The 15,253-nt window shown below is 75.4% G+C and carries 10 protein-coding genes; 4 read left to right on the plus strand and 6 right to left on the minus strand.

The window, feature by feature from the left end; translation table 11 throughout:
- From MTO99_RS10025 to MTO99_RS10040, 4 genes are read left to right on the plus strand one after another with little or no spacing between them, the layout of a single operon-like run.
- The gene (locus tag MTO99_RS10025; protein WP_243553481.1) at nucleotides 1-3,003 is read left to right on the plus strand and encodes an FtsX-like permease family protein; all 3,003 of its coding nucleotides are present in this window, start codon (nucleotides 1-3) and stop codon (nucleotides 3,001-3,003) included.
- Nucleotides 3,000-5,816, plus strand: a complete 2,817-nt coding sequence (locus MTO99_RS10030) for an FtsX-like permease family protein (protein WP_243553482.1) — start codon at nucleotides 3,000-3,002, stop codon at nucleotides 5,814-5,816. The genes MTO99_RS10025 and MTO99_RS10030 overlap by 4 nt, the downstream gene beginning before the upstream one ends.
- Before the next feature lie 5 nt (nucleotides 5,817-5,821).
- A complete protein-coding gene (locus MTO99_RS10035) occupies nucleotides 5,822-6,922 on the plus strand; it encodes an ABC transporter ATP-binding protein (RefSeq protein WP_435520748.1) in 1,101 nt (366 codons plus the stop codon).
- Nucleotides 6,919-7,608, plus strand: a complete 690-nt coding sequence (locus MTO99_RS10040; protein ID WP_243553484.1) for an ABC transporter ATP-binding protein — start codon at nucleotides 6,919-6,921, stop codon at nucleotides 7,606-7,608. The genes MTO99_RS10035 and MTO99_RS10040 overlap by 4 nt, the downstream gene beginning before the upstream one ends.
- Before the next feature lie 52 nt (nucleotides 7,609-7,660).
- Here the strand turns inward: MTO99_RS10040 and ddaH are convergent, their stop codons facing one another.
- The 6 genes from ddaH to MTO99_RS10070 all read right to left on the minus strand — a co-directional run bounded on the left by ddaH (nucleotide 7,661) and on the right by MTO99_RS10070 (nucleotide 15,253).
- Nucleotides 7,661-8,911 (minus strand): dimethylargininase, encoded by a 1,251-nt coding sequence (gene ddaH, locus MTO99_RS19080; protein ID WP_290428379.1) that lies wholly within the window; start codon nucleotides 8,909-8,911, stop codon nucleotides 7,661-7,663.
- Between the two features lie 49 nt (nucleotides 8,912-8,960).
- Nucleotides 8,961-10,076 (minus strand): Glu/Leu/Phe/Val dehydrogenase family protein, encoded by a 1,116-nt coding sequence (locus MTO99_RS10050; RefSeq protein WP_243553485.1) that lies wholly within the window; start codon nucleotides 10,074-10,076, stop codon nucleotides 8,961-8,963.
- 121 nt (nucleotides 10,077-10,197) lie between these two features.
- Entirely contained in the window at nucleotides 10,198-11,835 is a 1,638-nt protein-coding gene (gene purH, locus MTO99_RS10055) for a bifunctional phosphoribosylaminoimidazolecarboxamide formyltransferase/IMP cyclohydrolase (RefSeq protein ID WP_243553486.1), read from the minus strand.
- Entirely contained in the window at nucleotides 11,832-12,425 is a 594-nt protein-coding gene (purN, locus tag MTO99_RS10060) for a phosphoribosylglycinamide formyltransferase (RefSeq protein WP_243553487.1), read from the minus strand. Before purN ends, purH begins: the two co-directional genes overlap by 4 nt.
- An 83-nt stretch (nucleotides 12,426-12,508) precedes the next feature.
- On the minus strand, nucleotides 12,509-13,870 hold the full coding sequence (locus tag MTO99_RS10065) for a cell division protein PerM (RefSeq protein WP_243553488.1): 1,362 nt from the start codon (nucleotides 13,868-13,870) through the stop codon (nucleotides 12,509-12,511).
- A gap of 12 nt (nucleotides 13,871-13,882) precedes the next feature.
- Nucleotides 13,883-15,253: a hypothetical protein gene (locus MTO99_RS10070; RefSeq protein ID WP_243553489.1), complete on the minus strand. Its 1,371-nt coding sequence runs from the start codon at nucleotides 15,251-15,253 to the stop codon at nucleotides 13,883-13,885.

Genomic DNA, 15,253 nt, shown 5'->3' on the forward strand with positions numbered 1-15,253 from the left:
GTGTCATCCGCTCGCATCGCGACCGCGCGCGCTCGCGCGCGGGCCGGTGTCCTCGGCGGGGTCGCGCTGATCTCGTTCCTCGCCGCGTTCACGACGGGTGCGCTGGCTGACTGGACGGCGACGGCGCCGCCCACGGCGATCGGCGCGGAGCTCGCATCGGTCGACGGCCGGGCGGGCGCGGTGCGCTGGCAGACTCGGCTCGCGGCGGATGCTTCGGAGCAGGCTGCGGCCGCGGCATCCGTGCTCGATCGCGAGGTCGCCGCCCACGGCGCGACCTGGGCGCGCTCGGTGGCGTCCGCGGCGGTCGCGGTCGGCGGCGCGGCCGCGACGGCGGATGCCTCGGGGCTGGTGCTGCTCGCCGACCCCGACCTGCCCGAGCGCGCGGAACTCGTCGCCGGCGACTGGGGCGCGGGCGCGGCGGAGGGCGCACTGCAGGCCGGCGCCGCCGAGCGGCTCGGCGTCACCGTCGGCGACGTGCTCGCCGTCGGGGACGACGCGGCACCGGTCACGGTGACCGGTCTCTGGCAGGCGGCCGACCCCACCGATCCGGCCTGGTTCGGCGACCCGTTCGCCGCCGCCGGCGCCGAGGGCGACGCGGTGGGGCCGCTGCTCGTCGACGAGTCCGTGCTCGCCGAGGTGCCCGCCGCCGTGTTCGCGCGGTGGACCGCGACCGTGCCGCCCGGTCGTGCCGACCTGGACGCGCTGCGCGCGCTCGGCGCATCGATCCCCGACGTCGCGCCGGCGCTGCAGGACGACCCGGCGATGGGCGACACCGGCATCGCCGAGGCGGGCGACCTGGACTCGACGCTCGCACGGCTGCTGGTCGCCGCCGCCGCGGCGCGCGCGATCTCGCCGCTGCCGCTCGCCCTCGCCGCGATCGCCGCAGTCGCGGCCCTCTGGCGACTCGCGGCGCTGCTCGCCGAGTCGCGCCGCGGCGAGACCGTGCTGCTGCGGGCCCGCGGCGCCACCGCGAACCGGCTGGCGGCGAGCACCGCGGCGGAGGCCGTGTGGGCGTCGCTGCCCGCTGCGGCGGTCGGCGCGCTGCTCGCCGAGGCACTGCTCGGGTTCGTGCGCCCCGGCGAGCCGCGGGCGTCGACGGCGGCGTGGGCTGCCGCGGGCGCGGTCGTCGCCGTGGCGGTCGCGTTGCTCGCCGGCGTGGCGCGTCGTGGCGCCCGTCGCCCGCTCGTGCGGGGCGCCGGCGACGAACCGGGGCGGGCGGCCCGTGGCGGCGCCATCGGCGGCACGGTGCTGCTGGTCGCGCTCGCGGGGCTCGCACTGTGGCGGCTCCTCTCGCTCGGGTCGCCGCTCGTCGTCGGGCGCGACGGGGTGAACGTCGACCCGCTCGCCGCCTCGGCGCCGGTGCTCGTGCTGCTCGCGCTCGCGCTCGTGGCCCTCGTGCTCTCGCGGCCCGCCGGCGCCGTCGCGGCGCGGGCCGCCGCACGCCGCCCCCGGCTCTCACCCGCACTGCCGATGCGTCGGCTCGCGCGCGCCCCCGAACTGTACGCCGCCGCGACGCTCACCACGGTGATCGGCGTCGCATCCCTCACGCTCGCCGCGGCGCTCGCCGGCGCCTGGCACGCGACCGATGCCCGCGCCGCGGCCCTGCGCACCGGCGGCGACGTCCGCGTCGAGCTCGCGGGCCGAGCCCTCGTCACGGGAGCCGACCCGCTCGCGTCCGCCGCCCCGTTCGCCGACCTGGCCGGGGTCGATGCCGACATGCCGGCGCTGCGCACGGAGGTCCGGGTCGGGTCCGATGCGCGCGAACTCGTCGCCGTGGACGCCGCGAGCCTGGCTGCGATCACCGGCGACCTGCCCGGCACGGCGCAGGCCGCCGGACTCGCCTCCGCCGCCGAGGAACCCGGCGGCATCCCGCTGCCCGAGGGAGCCGGTCGCCTCGCCGTCGACGTCACGGTCGCCGCGGTCTCCGCCGCGCCGGGCGAGATCGCCGTGTCGGCGTGGCTGCTCGGGCCGCACGGGGCCGCGACCGTGCTCGACCTCGGCGGGGTGCCGCTCGCGGCCGGCGGCGGGAAGCTCAGCGCCGCGCTGCCGTCCGCGCCGGGGCTCACGCTGATCGGCATCGAAGCTCGTCGCCCGAACGTCGAGGGCGCGGGCGACCCGCGCGTGACGGTCGTGGGCGTGCAGGTCGACGGTTCGCCCCTCGCCGACGCCCCGACCGGCGACATCGAGCTGTCGGCCCGCACGCCGTCGGGCCGTGTCGTGGCCGCGACCGTCGACGGCCCCGTCCCGGTGGTGCTCGACGCCGGGCTCGCGGCCGCCATCCTCGCCGACCCGGGCGACGAGTTCGACTTCCGCATCGTCGCGGGCGGCTCGGAGGTGCATGCGCTCGTCATCGCGACCGCGCCGGCACTGCCCGGCGGCGGCGCGATCCTCGCCGATCTCGGCGCGACGCAGGCCGCCGCGTTCGGCGCGGGCGGCGGGGTGCCCGAGCACGCCGAACGCTGGCTGGCGAGCGAGTCGCCCGAGCAGGTCGCCGACACGCTCGACCGGGAACAACCTCTGCCGCTGTCGGCATCCACGCGCACCGATGCGTCGACCGAGGGCGTCGTCGGACCCGCCGTCGATGCGCTCGCGTGGGGCGCCGCGGGCGCCGTCGCCTTCGCGATCGCCGCGTTCGCCGCCCTCGTCGCCGCGATCGGGCGATCCCGCGCGGGCGAGCTCGCGGTGCTGCGCGCGCTCGGGATGCCCGCTCGCGCGCAGGGCCGGTCCCGGTTCGCCGAGCTCGCGGTCGCCGCGGTCGGTGCGATCGCCGGCGGCCTCGTCGTCGGACTCGGGGTCGCGGCGCTCGTGGTGCCCGTGCTGGCCCGCGCCGCCGTACCCGGGGCGCGCGAAACCCTGCTCGTGTCGGGCGGCGGCGAATGGGCCTGGCTGCTCGGCGCGGTCGTCGTGACGGCACTGCTCGCCCTCGGGGTCGCGGCCGCGTCCGCCGCGACCACCGCGGCGCGGGCTCGACACGCCGTCCGGCACGGAGAGGAGGCATCGTGAACGCGCCGGTCGCGCACACCCGCCGCTCGCGTCGGTCCTCCGCCGGGCTGCGCTGGCGTGCGTTCGCGGCCGCGCCCGTGGCATCCATCTCGCTCGCCCTGCTCGTCTCCGGAGCCGCGCTGCTCGCCGTCGCCGCGCCGCGCGCCGTCGAGAACCTGCACACCGCCGCCCTGGACGCGCGCCTCGCCGCGGCATCGCCCACCGAGCTCGACCTGCAGACCGCGACCCGCGACCGCCCGCAGCTCGGCCCGCCGACGCAGCCGACCACGCTCGACCCCGACGTCGACGCGGCGTGGGGCGCCCAGGAGGAGCGGCTCGTCGCGCTGCGCGATGCCCTCCCCGAGCCGTTGCGGAGCACGATCGGCGACCCCCTCGCCGTCGTCACCGTCAACCCGCAGATCGCCGGAGTGCCCGGCTCGGGCGGCGGCGGCCCGGTCTACCGGATCGAACTCGCCGCCGACCCCCGCCTGCGATCGCACGTCGACCTGGCCGACGGGGCATGGCCCGAGGTGCCCGCGCCGCCGCCGCCCGCGCCGCCGGCGCCGACGCCGGAGCCCGGGGAGTACCTGTTCATCGACACCACGCCCGAGCCGCTGCCCGGCCCCCTCGACGTCGTGCTCGACACCGTCGTCGCCGCCGACCTGAACTGGCGCGCGGGCGAGGTGCGCGAGATCGTGGCGCCGAACGGCACCCTCGCGGTGCGGCTGACCGGCACGTTCGAACCGGTCGACGCCGAGGCCGGACTTTGGTCGCACCTACCGACCGCGTTGCACGCTTCGGTCGCCGACAACGGGCTCGGCCCGCCCGAGTACACCGCGACCGCGTTCATGGATCCGCTCGCCTGGCCCGTGATCGCCGACCAGCCGCTGCCGATCACCCTGTCGACCTGGCTCCCGGTGCGCACCGAGGCGATCCGGTCGGGCGACTCCGTCGAGATCGAGACCCAGATCGACGAGTTCGAGAGCACCGGGCATGCGCTCGGCGACGGCAGCTGGACGGGCAACTACGCGACCGTCGGCCAGGTCGCGTTCGCGAGCGGGCTGCCGCCGCACCTCGCCGCGCAGCGGGCCGAGTCGACCGCCGTCGACGCGGTGCTGGCGACGGTGGCGTCGGGCCCCATCGGGGTGCTCGTCGCGGTCATCGTGCTGGGCGCCAGGGTCGTGTTCGAGCGTCGCCGGGCCGGGCTCGAGCTCGCCGCCGCGCGCGGGGCGAGCACGGCCTGGCTGCGCGGCGCGCTCGGCGGCGAGGGCCTCGCGATCGGGATCCCCGCGGCGCTCGCCGGCGGTGCGGTCGCGCTCCGGCTCACCCCGGGCCAGACGACCTGGGGCGGATGGCTCGTGGCCGCCGTGTTCGCACTCGCCCCGGCGGTGCTGCTCGTCACCGCGGCACCGGCCCTCACGCCGCTGCGTCGTGCGCGCGCCGACCTCGGTCGCCGGCCCAGCCGGTTGCGCTGGGTGTGGGAGGCGCTGGTGCTCGTCGTCACCGCGGTCTCGGTCGGCCTGCTGCTCGTCCGCGGCCCCACGGCGACCGGCATCGACCCGCTGCTGGCCGCGGTGCCGCTGCTCATCGCGCTCTCAGGCTGCGTCGTGGTGCTGCGGTGCTACCCGGTGCCGCTCGCCGCGGTGGTGCGGCGGGCGAAGGCGGGGCGTGGGCTCGTCGCCTTCCTCGGGTCGGCTCGGGCCCTGCGGGACCCGTCGGCGGGGCTCGTGCCGGTGCTCGCGGTGGTCGTCGGCGTCGCGGTCGCGGTGAGCTCGGCGATCGCGCTCACGACCGTGCGCACGGGAGCCGCGAGCGCGTCGTCGGCGACGGTGGGCGCCGACGCGAGCGTCTCGGGGGTGCCGCTGACGAAGGCGCAGCTCGAGCAGTTCCGCGACGTGCCGGGGGTCGAGGCGATCGCGCCCGTGTACTCGACCACGCCCGTGTACCTCGGGCTCGACGGGAAGCTCCAGCCGACGACCCTGATCGTGGTCGACGTCGCGGAGATGTCGGCGGTGCAGGCGGGCCGCGAGGGCGTGCTCGACCTGCCCCGCGAACTCGCCCGCGAGGTCGCCGACGGCGACGCGGTGCCGGTGCTGACCTCCGCCTCGGTGGCCGAGCAGATCGCCGACGCCGCGCAGGCCGAGATGGACGACGCCGAGATGGACCTGCTCGCCGCCGTCGACGGGCGCACCGCGTTCTCGCCGCGTCCGAACTGGATCCTCATCGACCGCGTCAACGCCGACCCGTTCACCTCGACCCTCGTCCCCCGGACGGTGCTGGTGCGGTTCGCCCCCGGCGCCGATCCCGCCGCGGTCACGGCGGAGCTCGGCGAGATCGCCGGCCCCGGGGCATCCGTGCGCACCCCCGACGAACTGACCGCCGACCTGCTCGACCGGCCGAACGCGCGCGGGCTCGAGGCGGGCCTCATGATCGCGATCGCGCTCACCAGTCTGCTCACCGCCCTGGCGCTCGTGCTCGCCCTCGTCGTCGGGCGCCCCGCGCGCGAACGGCTGCTCCCCCTGCTCGCGACCCTCGGCCTGCGTCGCCGCGGCGAGCGCGGACTGGTCGCCTGGGAACTCGGCCCGATGATCGTCGCGGCCGTCGTCGTCGGCACCGCGCTCGGCATCGCGATGCCGTACGTGGTGCTCGCCGGCATCGATCTCGCCTCGTTCACCGGGGGCGACCGCCAGCCCGCGATCACGATCGACTGGGTGCTCGTGGGCGCGGTGCTGGCGGGCGCGATCGTCGTGGCCGCGGTCGCGGCGTGGGCGGCGTCGACGCTCGGCGGGCGCGTGGGCGCCGCTCGCGCGCTGCGCAAGGAGGAGGAAGGATGACCCTCGTGGCAGACGGATCCCCGCACATCCTGTGCGTCGACCTGGTGCGCATCTTCAGCGCCGACGGCGTCGAAGTGCAGGCGCTCCAGGGGCTCAACCTGCGCGTCGAACCCGGCGAGATGGTCGCCGTGGTGGGCGCGTCGGGGTCGGGCAAGTCGACCCTGCTCACCATCCTCTCCGGCCTGGACACCGCCACAGCCGGGGTCGCGAAGGTCGTCGGCCACGACCTGTTCGCGATGCGCGAGCGCGAGCGGGTCGCGTACCGGCGGCACACCGTCGGCTTCGTCTGGCAGCAGACCGCCCGCAACCTGCTGCCCTATCTCACCGCCGCCGAGAACGTGGCCCTCGCGATCGACGTCGCCCGCACCGCGCGCGGCCGCGAACGGTCGACCCGCATCGACGAACTGCTCGACCTCGTCGGCGTCGGCGACCTGGCCGACCGGCGCCCCGGCGAACTCAGCGGCGGTCAGCAGCAGCGGGTCGCGATCGCCGTCGCGCTCGCGAACCGCCCCGAGGTGCTGCTCGCCGACGAGCCGACCGGCGAACTCGACGAGTCGACCAGCGCCGAGGTGCTGGAGGCGATGCGCGGCGTGAACGAGGCCCTCGGCGTCACGACGCTCATCGTCACGCACGACCCGACCGTGTCCGAGCACGTGCGGCGCACCGTGCAGATCCGCGACGGACGCACCTCGACCGAGGTGCTGCGCTCGACCCGGGTCGGCGCCTCGGGCGACGAGGAGCAGGTCGCCGAGGAATTCGCCGTGCTCGACCGGGTCGGCCGGCTGCAGCTGCCGCACGACTTCGTGGAGGCGCTGTCGCTGCGCGACCGCGTGCGACTCGCCCTCGAGACCGACCACGTGGGCGTGTGGCCCGGCACGGATGCCCCGCGCCACGCCCACCCCCATGCCACACACGCATCAGCGCCGGAGTCGCCGACGGGCGACCCCACCCACGCTCATGCCACACACGCATCAGCGCCGGAGTCGCCGACGGGCGACCCGCTGCCGCATGGCGGCGCGGCATCCGAATCCGCCGCGCCCGCAGACCCGGCCGCGCCCGAAGACCCGACCGCGCCCGACGACCCGACCGAGGAGGTCGATCGATGACGACGCTCCGCGCCGAAGCCGTGACCCGCGTGTTCGAGGGCCGCGCCGGCGCCGTCCGCGCGGTCGACGGCGTCTCGCTCGAGGTGCAGCCCGGCGAACTGCTCGTCGTGACCGGCCCCTCGGGGGCCGGCAAGACGACCCTGCTCAACCTGCTCGCCGGCCTCGACCGTCCGACGAGCGGCCGGGTGCTGCTGGGCGACACCGACCTGTCGGCGCTCGGCGAGGACGACCTCGCCACGCTGCGCCGCGACCGGCTCGGCATCGTCTTCCAGTCGTTCGGCCTGGTGCCGGTGCTCTCGGCCGCTGAGAACGTCGAGGTGCCGCTGCGGCTGCAGCGCCTCGCCCCGGCCGAACGCGACGCCCGCGTGGCCGAGGTGCTCGCGCTCGTCGGGCTCGCCGAGCACGCCGAGCAGCGCCCCAGCGAGCTGTCGGGCGGTCAGCAGCAGCGCGTCGGCATCGCCCGCGCGCTCGCCGCGCGGCCGTCGCTGCTGCTCGCCGACGAGCCGACCGGTCAGCTCGACAGCGGCACCGCCGCCACCGTGATGGACCTCATCGGCACGCTCGTGCACGGCGAGGGCGTCGCCGCGGTCGTCACCACGCACGACCCCGCCCTCGTCGATCGCGCCGACCGGGTGATCGAACTGCACGACGGCGTCGGCACCGCCCGCCCTCGCGCGGCGGCCTGACGCTCCGTGAGTCGACCGGCGAGGTGCGCACCCGCACCCGCACCCGCAGCCGCTACCGCACCCGCACCGACAGACACGTGACGCAGCCCTCGAGCTTCTCGAACTCCGAGATGTCGACGGTGACCACGCGGTAGCCGAACCCGGCGAGCATCGCGGCGGTGCGGGGAGCCGCGGCGGACATCAGCAGCGTCTGGTCGCCGAGCTCGACCACGGCGACGCCCTCGCGCTCGGGCACGGCGAGGAATCGCGGGAACAGCCCGGGCTCGTCGACGAGGTCGGGGTGCCCGATCACGGTGCCGTCGGGCAGTGCGGTGACGGTGCTCTTCAGATGCAGCGCCCGTGTGACCGGTACCGCGACGACGATGAACCCGTTCGGGGTGAGCAGCTCGCGCAGCTGCCGGATGCCCTCGGCGTTCGTGCGGCTCGACGCGCCGACGTAGACCGTCGACCCGACCTTCAGCACGTCCCCGCCGTCGAGGGTGCCGGGCTCCTGGATGCGCGCGACCGAGACACCGGGCACCGCCCGCACGGCGCGCTCGACCGCGTCGACCTCGGGTCGGCGCGATGCGGCGCCGGGGCTCGCGAGCACCGCGAGGTCGCCGAACATGACGACCGCGTCCTCGACGAAGACCGAGTCGGCCAGATCGGGTGCGGCGTCGACCTCGACCGTCTCCCACCCTTCGGCGACGAGCGCCGCGCAGTAGTTGTCCCACTGCTCGTCGGCCTTCGCCTGGTCGATCTGCTGACGATCGAGGTGGGTGAGCTCGCCTTCGGCGAGGTTCGAGGCCGGGATGCGCACGAGCGCGATGCGTCGGGCGCGACGGCGCGGTCGGTGGTGCAGGATGCCGCGCAGCACGCGCGGCGCGAGCAGCGGCTCGGCCACCATCACGGTGACGATGAACACGAGGTTGAGGCTCACCAGCGAGCCCAGCACGAAGAGGAACAGCTCGGGCGAATCGCTGCGGGCGCTGCCGAGCACGGCGAGACTCGTCGCGATGAGCGCCGCGAGCACCGCCGAGGCGAATCCCGACAGCACGCCGAGGAACCAGTTGCGCGCCGCTCCGACGGCGTTCGCCACGGCCAGCAGCGCCCACGTGAGCACGGCCGTGAGCAGGAAGTGCCCGGTCGCCCGCGGGAACACCTCGGGCGACTGCCCGTTCGCGACGAACAGTGCCAGCAGGCTGGTCGCGAAAGCCACCGCGGCCACCGCCGCCGACGCGGCGAGCACGGCCAGCGCGCGGCGGCCGGGCGTCACGGGCGGGGTGTATCGGGCGGGCGGATTCGCGGGGGAGGGCGACGGCATGCGTCGAGCCTAGTGGCGGACGAGACCCCTCTCCGGCGCCCGGTGCCGCTCAGACCCGCGCGGCCTCCAGTCGCGCCGCAGCCAGCCGTTCGGCGGCCTCGAGCGTCGTGGTGCCGGCGGCATCCGCGTCGCGGTACACGTCCGCGATCGTCTCGCCGATGCCCTCGAGCCGCGCGTCGAGTTCGGCCGGCGTCACGTCGGGCGACGCGGCGAGATCGAGGTACACGACGCCGCCGGCATTCGCGACGAAGTCTGGCGCCCACGTGATGCCTCGTTCGCGCAGCAGGCGTGCGACCTCGCGCGTGGCGAGCTGGTTGTTCGCGGCCCCGGCGACCGCGCGCACCCGCAGCTCCTCCACAACCTGCGGCGTGAGCACCCCGCCTAGCCCGCACGGCACGAACACGTCGGCCTCGACGCGGTGCGCCTCGTCGGGCTCGACCCATGCGGCGCCGAGCTCGTCGGCGAGCGCGCGGGTGTCCTCAGCGACATCCGTCACCGTGAGCCGCGCGCCCTCGGCCGCGAGGCGGCGGGCGAGCCGGCCGCCCACCTGCCCGAGGCCCGCGATGACGAGGTGGCGGCCGCGCACCTCCCGCGAGCCGAAGACGTGGTCGAGGGTGGCGAGGATCGACGCGTGCACGCCCGCAGCGGTCGCGTCGGCCGGCTCGCCGACGCCGCCCTGCTCGGGCGGCAGCCCGCATACGTGCGCGGTGCGTTCGGCGACCACCGCCATGAGTTCGGCGCTGGTGCCGACGTCTTCGGCGGTCATGTAGGCGCCGCCGAGCGATTCGACCGCATCGCCGAGGTCGAGCATGGCGTCGCGGCGGCGCCGATCGTCGAGTTCGACGCCCGGCGGGATGCAGATGACCGACTTGCCGCCGCCCCGAGCGAGGCCGGCCGCGGCGTTCTTCAACGTCATCGCCTGCGAGAGCCGCAGCGCGTCGGCGAGGGCGTCGGTCCAGTGGTCGTACCGCCAGAGCCGCGCGCCGCCGAGCGCCTGGCCGAGGGCGGTGGAGTGCACGGCCACGATGATCGTGAGCTTCGAGCGTCGACCCCGGGTCACGAGCACGCGTTCGTGCTCGGGGGCGTCGAGCGGCAGGTCGACCGTGGTGGCGTGGGCTGCGGATGCGGTGGCAGCCGCGGGGGTCGCGGCATGGGTGATCGTCATCGATCGTCTCCTCGTGTTCGCCTCGTGGGCGGGTGCGGTTCGGCGCCTCGTGAGCGCCTCACCTCAAGGGTACGACGGATGCCACGGCGCGGGGCCGTGGCATCCGGTCACGCGGAACCGCTCAGTGGAAGAAGTGCCGCTCGCCCGTGAAGTACATGGTGACGCCCGCGGCTGCGGCCGCCGCGACGACCTCGTCGTCGCGGATCGACCCGCCGGGCTGCACGATGGCCTTCACCCCGCCGTCGATGAGGATCTGCGGCCCGTCGGCGAAGGGGAAGAAGGCGTCGGATGCCGCGACCGACCCCGCGGCGCGGTCGCCCGCACGGTCGACGGCGAGCTTGCACGAATCGACCCGATTGACCTGGCCCATGCCGACGCCCACCGACGCGCCGCCCGACGCGAGCAGGATCGCGTTCGACTTGACGGCGCGGCAGGCCGTCCACGCGAACGCGAGGTCGGCGAGGGTGGCCTCGTCGGCGGGCTCGCCCGCCACGAGGGTCCAGGTCGACGGGTCGGCGAACTGCCGGTCGGCCTGCTGCACGAGCAGTCCGCCCGACACCTGCTTCAGTTCGAGCGCCGTCGGAGCGAACCCCTCTGGCAGGGTGAGCAGGCGCAGGTTCTTCTTCTGCGTCAGGATCTCGAGCGCCTCGGGTTCGAAGCCGGGTGCGACGAGCACCTCGGTGAAGATGCCCGCGACGGTCTCGGCCATCGCACGGGTCACGGTGCGGTTCGCGGCGATCACCCCGCCGTACGCCGACACCGGGTCGCACTCGTGGGCACGGCGGTGGGCGTCGGCGATCGGGTCGACCCCCGCTGAACCTGCCGCGGCCGGCGACGCCACCGCGATGCCGCACGGGTTCGCGTGCTTGACGATCGCCACCGCGGGCCCGGCGAAGTCGAAGGCGGCGCGCACGGCCGCGTCGGCGTCGACGAAGTTGTTGTACGACATCTCTTTGCCGTGCAGCTGCGTCGCCTGCGCGATGCCGGGGGCGCCCGGCCCCTGCGCGGCGAAGATCGCGGCGGCCTGGTGCGAGTTCTCGCCGTAGCGCAGGTCGGTCTGCTTCAGCCAGCTGCCGGCGATCCACGCCGGGAACGGCGAGGCATCGGCGTCGCCGGCCGGCTGGTCGGGCGCGACGACGCTGCCGATCCAGGAGGCGACCGCGATGTCGTAGGTCGCGGTGTGCCGGAACGCCTCGCGGGCCAGCTCCCGGCGCTGTGCGAGCGTGGTGCCGCCCGCGGCGAGCGCTGCGCGCACGTCGTCGTACCGGTCGGGCGAGACCACGACGGCGACGTTCGCGTGGTTCTTCGCCGAGGCGCGCACCATCGCCGGGCCGCCGATGTCGATCTGCTCGATCGCCTGGTCGGGCGTCGCACCCGACGCCACCGTCGCGGCGAACGGGTACAGGTTCACCACCACGAGCTCGAACGGTGCGATGCCGAGCTCGGCGAGCTGACGCTCGTGGTCGTCGAGGCGCAGGTCGGCGAGCAGGCCCGAGTGCACGCCGGGGTGCAGGGTGCGCACCCGGCCGTCGAGGTGCTCGGGGTAGCCGGTGACGTCGGCCACCTGCGTGACCGGGAGGCCCGCGGCGGCGATCGCCGCGCCGGTGCCGCCGGTCGAGACGACCTCGACGCCCGCCTCGACGAGCGCGGTCGCGAGCTCGACGAGCCCGCGCTTGTCGCTCACGGCGACGAGCGCCCGGCGGATCGGCACGAGGTCGCGCTCGCGGTACAGACTCGGGTCGTGCGTGGCGCCGCTCATCGTGCGGTCAGCTCCTTCAGGTCGAGGTGGGCGTTGGCGATGTCGAGCACGGCCTGGATCAGCAGTCGTCGCTCGACGGGCTTGATGCGCTCGTGCAATGCGGCCTCGGTGTCGCCGGGCAGCACGGGCACGCGCTCCTGCGCGATGATGGGGCCGCCGTCGACCGAGTCGTCGACGACGATGAGGCTCGCACCGGTCTGGTCGACGCCCGCGGCGAGCGCGTCGCGCACGCCGTGCGCGCCCGGGAACTCGGGCAGGTAGGCCGGGTGCGTGTTGATGAGGTTGGGGCTGAACGCGCGGATGACCCGCGGCGGCACGAGCCGCATGAGCCCCGACAGCACGACCAGGTCGGGTGCCCACTGGCGGATCTGCTCGATCAGCGCGTCGCCCCACGCCTCGCGCGACTCGTACGCGGTGAACGGCACGGTGAAGGTCGGGATGCCGAACTCCTCGCCGAGCACGAGCCCGTCGGCGTCGCGGTCGGCGCCGATGGCGACCACACGGGCGGGGAACTCGGCGTCCTCGGATGCCTCGAGCAGTGCCCGCAGGTTGGAACCGCCGCCGGAGATGAGCACCACGAGCTTCAGCACCTCACAAGGGTACCCGCTGCTCGGATGCGCATCGTGCGGCGCCGGCGGCGCGCAGGTCGGAGCCGACCTCGGCTGATCGTCGGCTAGCTCAGCAGATCCTCGGCGACGCGCCGAGCATCGCCGCCGTTCGAGCCCGATTCGGCGGACTTCTCGGGCATCGCGAAGGACTTCTCGGGCATCGTGAAGGGGTCGGAGTCGGGGTCGTGATGCAGCGCCCGCGCGGTGAACCCGCCCGCCAGGGCGCCGAGGAACACGGTGAGCGCGGCCATGAGCGCGACGGGCAGCGGCTCGGGTCCGACGACCGCGAGCCGCCCGGGCCCGGCCGCCCCGCCCGACCACCAGGCGAGCAGACCCAGCACCACGCCGGCGACAACCCCGGCGCCCGCCGCGATCGCCGCCGGCGACCACCACGACTGCGCCATGCCCGCCGTGGCACGATGCGCGGCGAACGAGGACCACACCGTGGTGGCGCCCGCGAACCCCGCCACGAGCGGCACGAGCAGCCACAGCATGCCGAACGGCACCCCGTCGGCCGGCACGATGCCGAGCAACGGCACGCCGGGCAGCGGCCCGAGCAGCGTGCCGTTCGGCGACACCGACGTCGCCGCACCGATCGCGAAGCCGGGGCCCAGCAGCCACGCCGCCGCCCAGACGACGAGGTTCGGCAGCAGCGCGAGTTCGCCGACGAAGAGCGCGAGCCCTCCGTCGATGCCTGGGCCGAGGGTCTGGGACAACCCGATGATCGTCGCGTAGTCGACGGCGATGAGCGCGGCCACCACCGCGGCGGCCAGGCCCAGGATCACGAACGACGCGCCGGCGCCGACCCGCACGGCCGCGCGTACGGCCCCGACCAGGACCGGCGGCACGCCATCCACGACGGCGAGCAGCGGGTGGGCGCGGGAGTCGGCGGTCGCGGCATCCGGACCCTCGTCGATCTGCCGGAGCCCCTCGCCGATCGCACCGATCGCCACCCCGAGCGCCATCGCGAACGCGGGCAGGAGTCCGGCCTGCCAGGTCGACGTCGTCGCCGACGGATGCTGCGCCAGCACCGAGACCGCGACGCCGGCGCCGGCGAACACCGCCACCGCGGCGATCGCACCGGTGATCGCGTGCCCGGCGGCGGCCGACCGCCGGCCGATCCGCCGGCCGAACAGCACCGTCGCGAACGCGAAGCCGAGCAGCGCGAACGTGATCGGGAACGGGTCGCCGGCCCCGGCGACGCCGGTGCGCTCGGCGGTCAGCGGATCGAGCGTGACCACGAGGTCGACCCCGTGCCCCACGAGCCACACATCGCCCGCGGCCCGCAGGAACGCCGCAGCATCCACCTCGAGCCCGAAGTGCATCGACCAGAGCACCATGAGCGGAACGACCGCCACGCCGAGCCCGACCAACGCCGCGACGGCGGCCTCGAGGGCGGCCAGGAGCGAGATCGTGAGGCGTGACATTCCTCCGCGAGCCTAGCCCGCGAGGGCTCCCTCCGCGGGTTGCGGCGCGGGGCGTCGCAGGAGTTGCACGGCCAGCAGCGCCACCAGCGCGATGACGACCGTCCACACCACCAGTCCGACGGTGATCGGCCGGGTGAACAGCACGACGGCCGCCGCGACGACCGCGATGAGCACGTAGGCGCCGACCCGCCACCGGTCGAGCCATTCGCCGAACCGCCCGGTGCCGACCCCGTGCCGATCGCCGGCCCGGCGCAACCCGTCGAACGCCGACGCCGCCGCACCGCGCACCGCGCGGGCCGGTCGGTACGGCCCCGAGAACCAGGCGAACAAGGCCACCAGCAGACCGAGCAGGAACAGCGCCGCGATCGAACCGCGCATCAGTTCGACCAGCTGCTCGTACAGTGCGTCGGCGGTGTCGCTCGGCATGATCGACGGGCTCACGGTGGCGACGAAGAACGCCTGCCCGATGCCGACCCCCGCGCCGAGCACGAGCATCGCGAACGCGAATCCGCCCGCCGTCCACACCAGGGCGGTGGTGCGGCGCCGAGCGACGAGCACCCCGGCGACCAGCAGTCCGAGCGACACGAACGGCAGCCAGAGACCGACCGCCACCGCGAGCGTGTACACCGTGCGCACCAGCGCGAGGGAATCGGCCTGCACGATCTCGATGCTGCGATCGACCGCCGGGATCGCCGACGCGAACCCCACGCCCTGATCCACGAGCTGCTGCCGGACCTCCGCCACGATCGGCCCGAGCTGCACCGACACGGTGCCGTCGCCGGCGAGCTGCAACGCCGCGTCGGGGTCGCCCTGCACGGCCGCCACGAACTGCGTGTGCGAGATCCGCAGCGCCTGGTTCCAGACATCCGCGAACGCCTCGGAGGTGATCACGCGCTCGACCACCTGCGACACCAGCGATCGCAGCCCCTCGGCCGCGGGCCCCTCGAGCAGGCCGAGCGCATCCTGGGCGCGCGGCGGCAGGTCGAGCGACCGGATCCCGTCGAACACGCTCGCGGTGAGCGCATCGATGTCGACCTGCTCGTCGATGACCGTCGTGACCTGGTCGACGAGGTAGGCCTGCACGGCCGGGTCCTCGGCCAGCGGCCCGAAGGTCTGCACGAACCGGTCGGTGTCGACGAGTTCGAGCCTGGCCCAGCCGCCGATGAGCGCCACCGGCGCGAGCAGGATGCCGAGCACGATCAGCACGGCCGACACGGGCGCGCGCCACCGCCCTGGCATGCGGCCGGATGCCTCGCCGGCGCGGCCGGCGCCCGTCCCCCCGGCACCGTCGTCGATCAGCGCCGTGTCGCGTTCGCGCAGTGCCCGGTTCTCAGCCTCGAGTTCCGCGATGCGCGCCTCGAGTTCCGCCGCGGTCTTCGCCAT

The sequence above is a fragment of the Agromyces larvae genome, assembly GCF_022811705.1.
GTDB classification, from domain to species: domain Bacteria; phylum Actinomycetota; class Actinomycetes; order Actinomycetales; family Microbacteriaceae; genus Agromyces; species Agromyces larvae.

Excerpts from the sequence above, each read along its gene's own strand:
- MTO99_RS10040 (WP_243553484.1), top strand. The coding sequence starts at position 6,919 with ATGACGACGCTCCGCGCCGAAGCCGTGACCCGCGTGTTCGAGGGCCGC.
- ddaH (WP_290428379.1), bottom strand. The coding sequence starts at position 8,911 with ATGCCGTCGCCCTCCCCCGCGAATCCGCCCGCCCGATACACCCCGCCC.
- MTO99_RS10050 (WP_243553485.1), bottom strand. The coding sequence starts at position 10,076 with ATGACGATCACCCATGCCGCGACCCCCGCGGCTGCCACCGCATCCGCA.
- purH (WP_243553486.1), bottom strand. The coding sequence starts at position 11,835 with ATGAGCGGCGCCACGCACGACCCGAGTCTGTACCGCGAGCGCGACCTC.
- MTO99_RS10065 (WP_243553488.1), bottom strand. The coding sequence starts at position 13,870 with ATGTCACGCCTCACGATCTCGCTCCTGGCCGCCCTCGAGGCCGCCGTC.
- MTO99_RS10070 (WP_243553489.1), bottom strand. The coding sequence starts at position 15,253 with ATGGCGAAGACCGCGGCGGAACTCGAGGCGCGCATCGCGGAACTCGAG.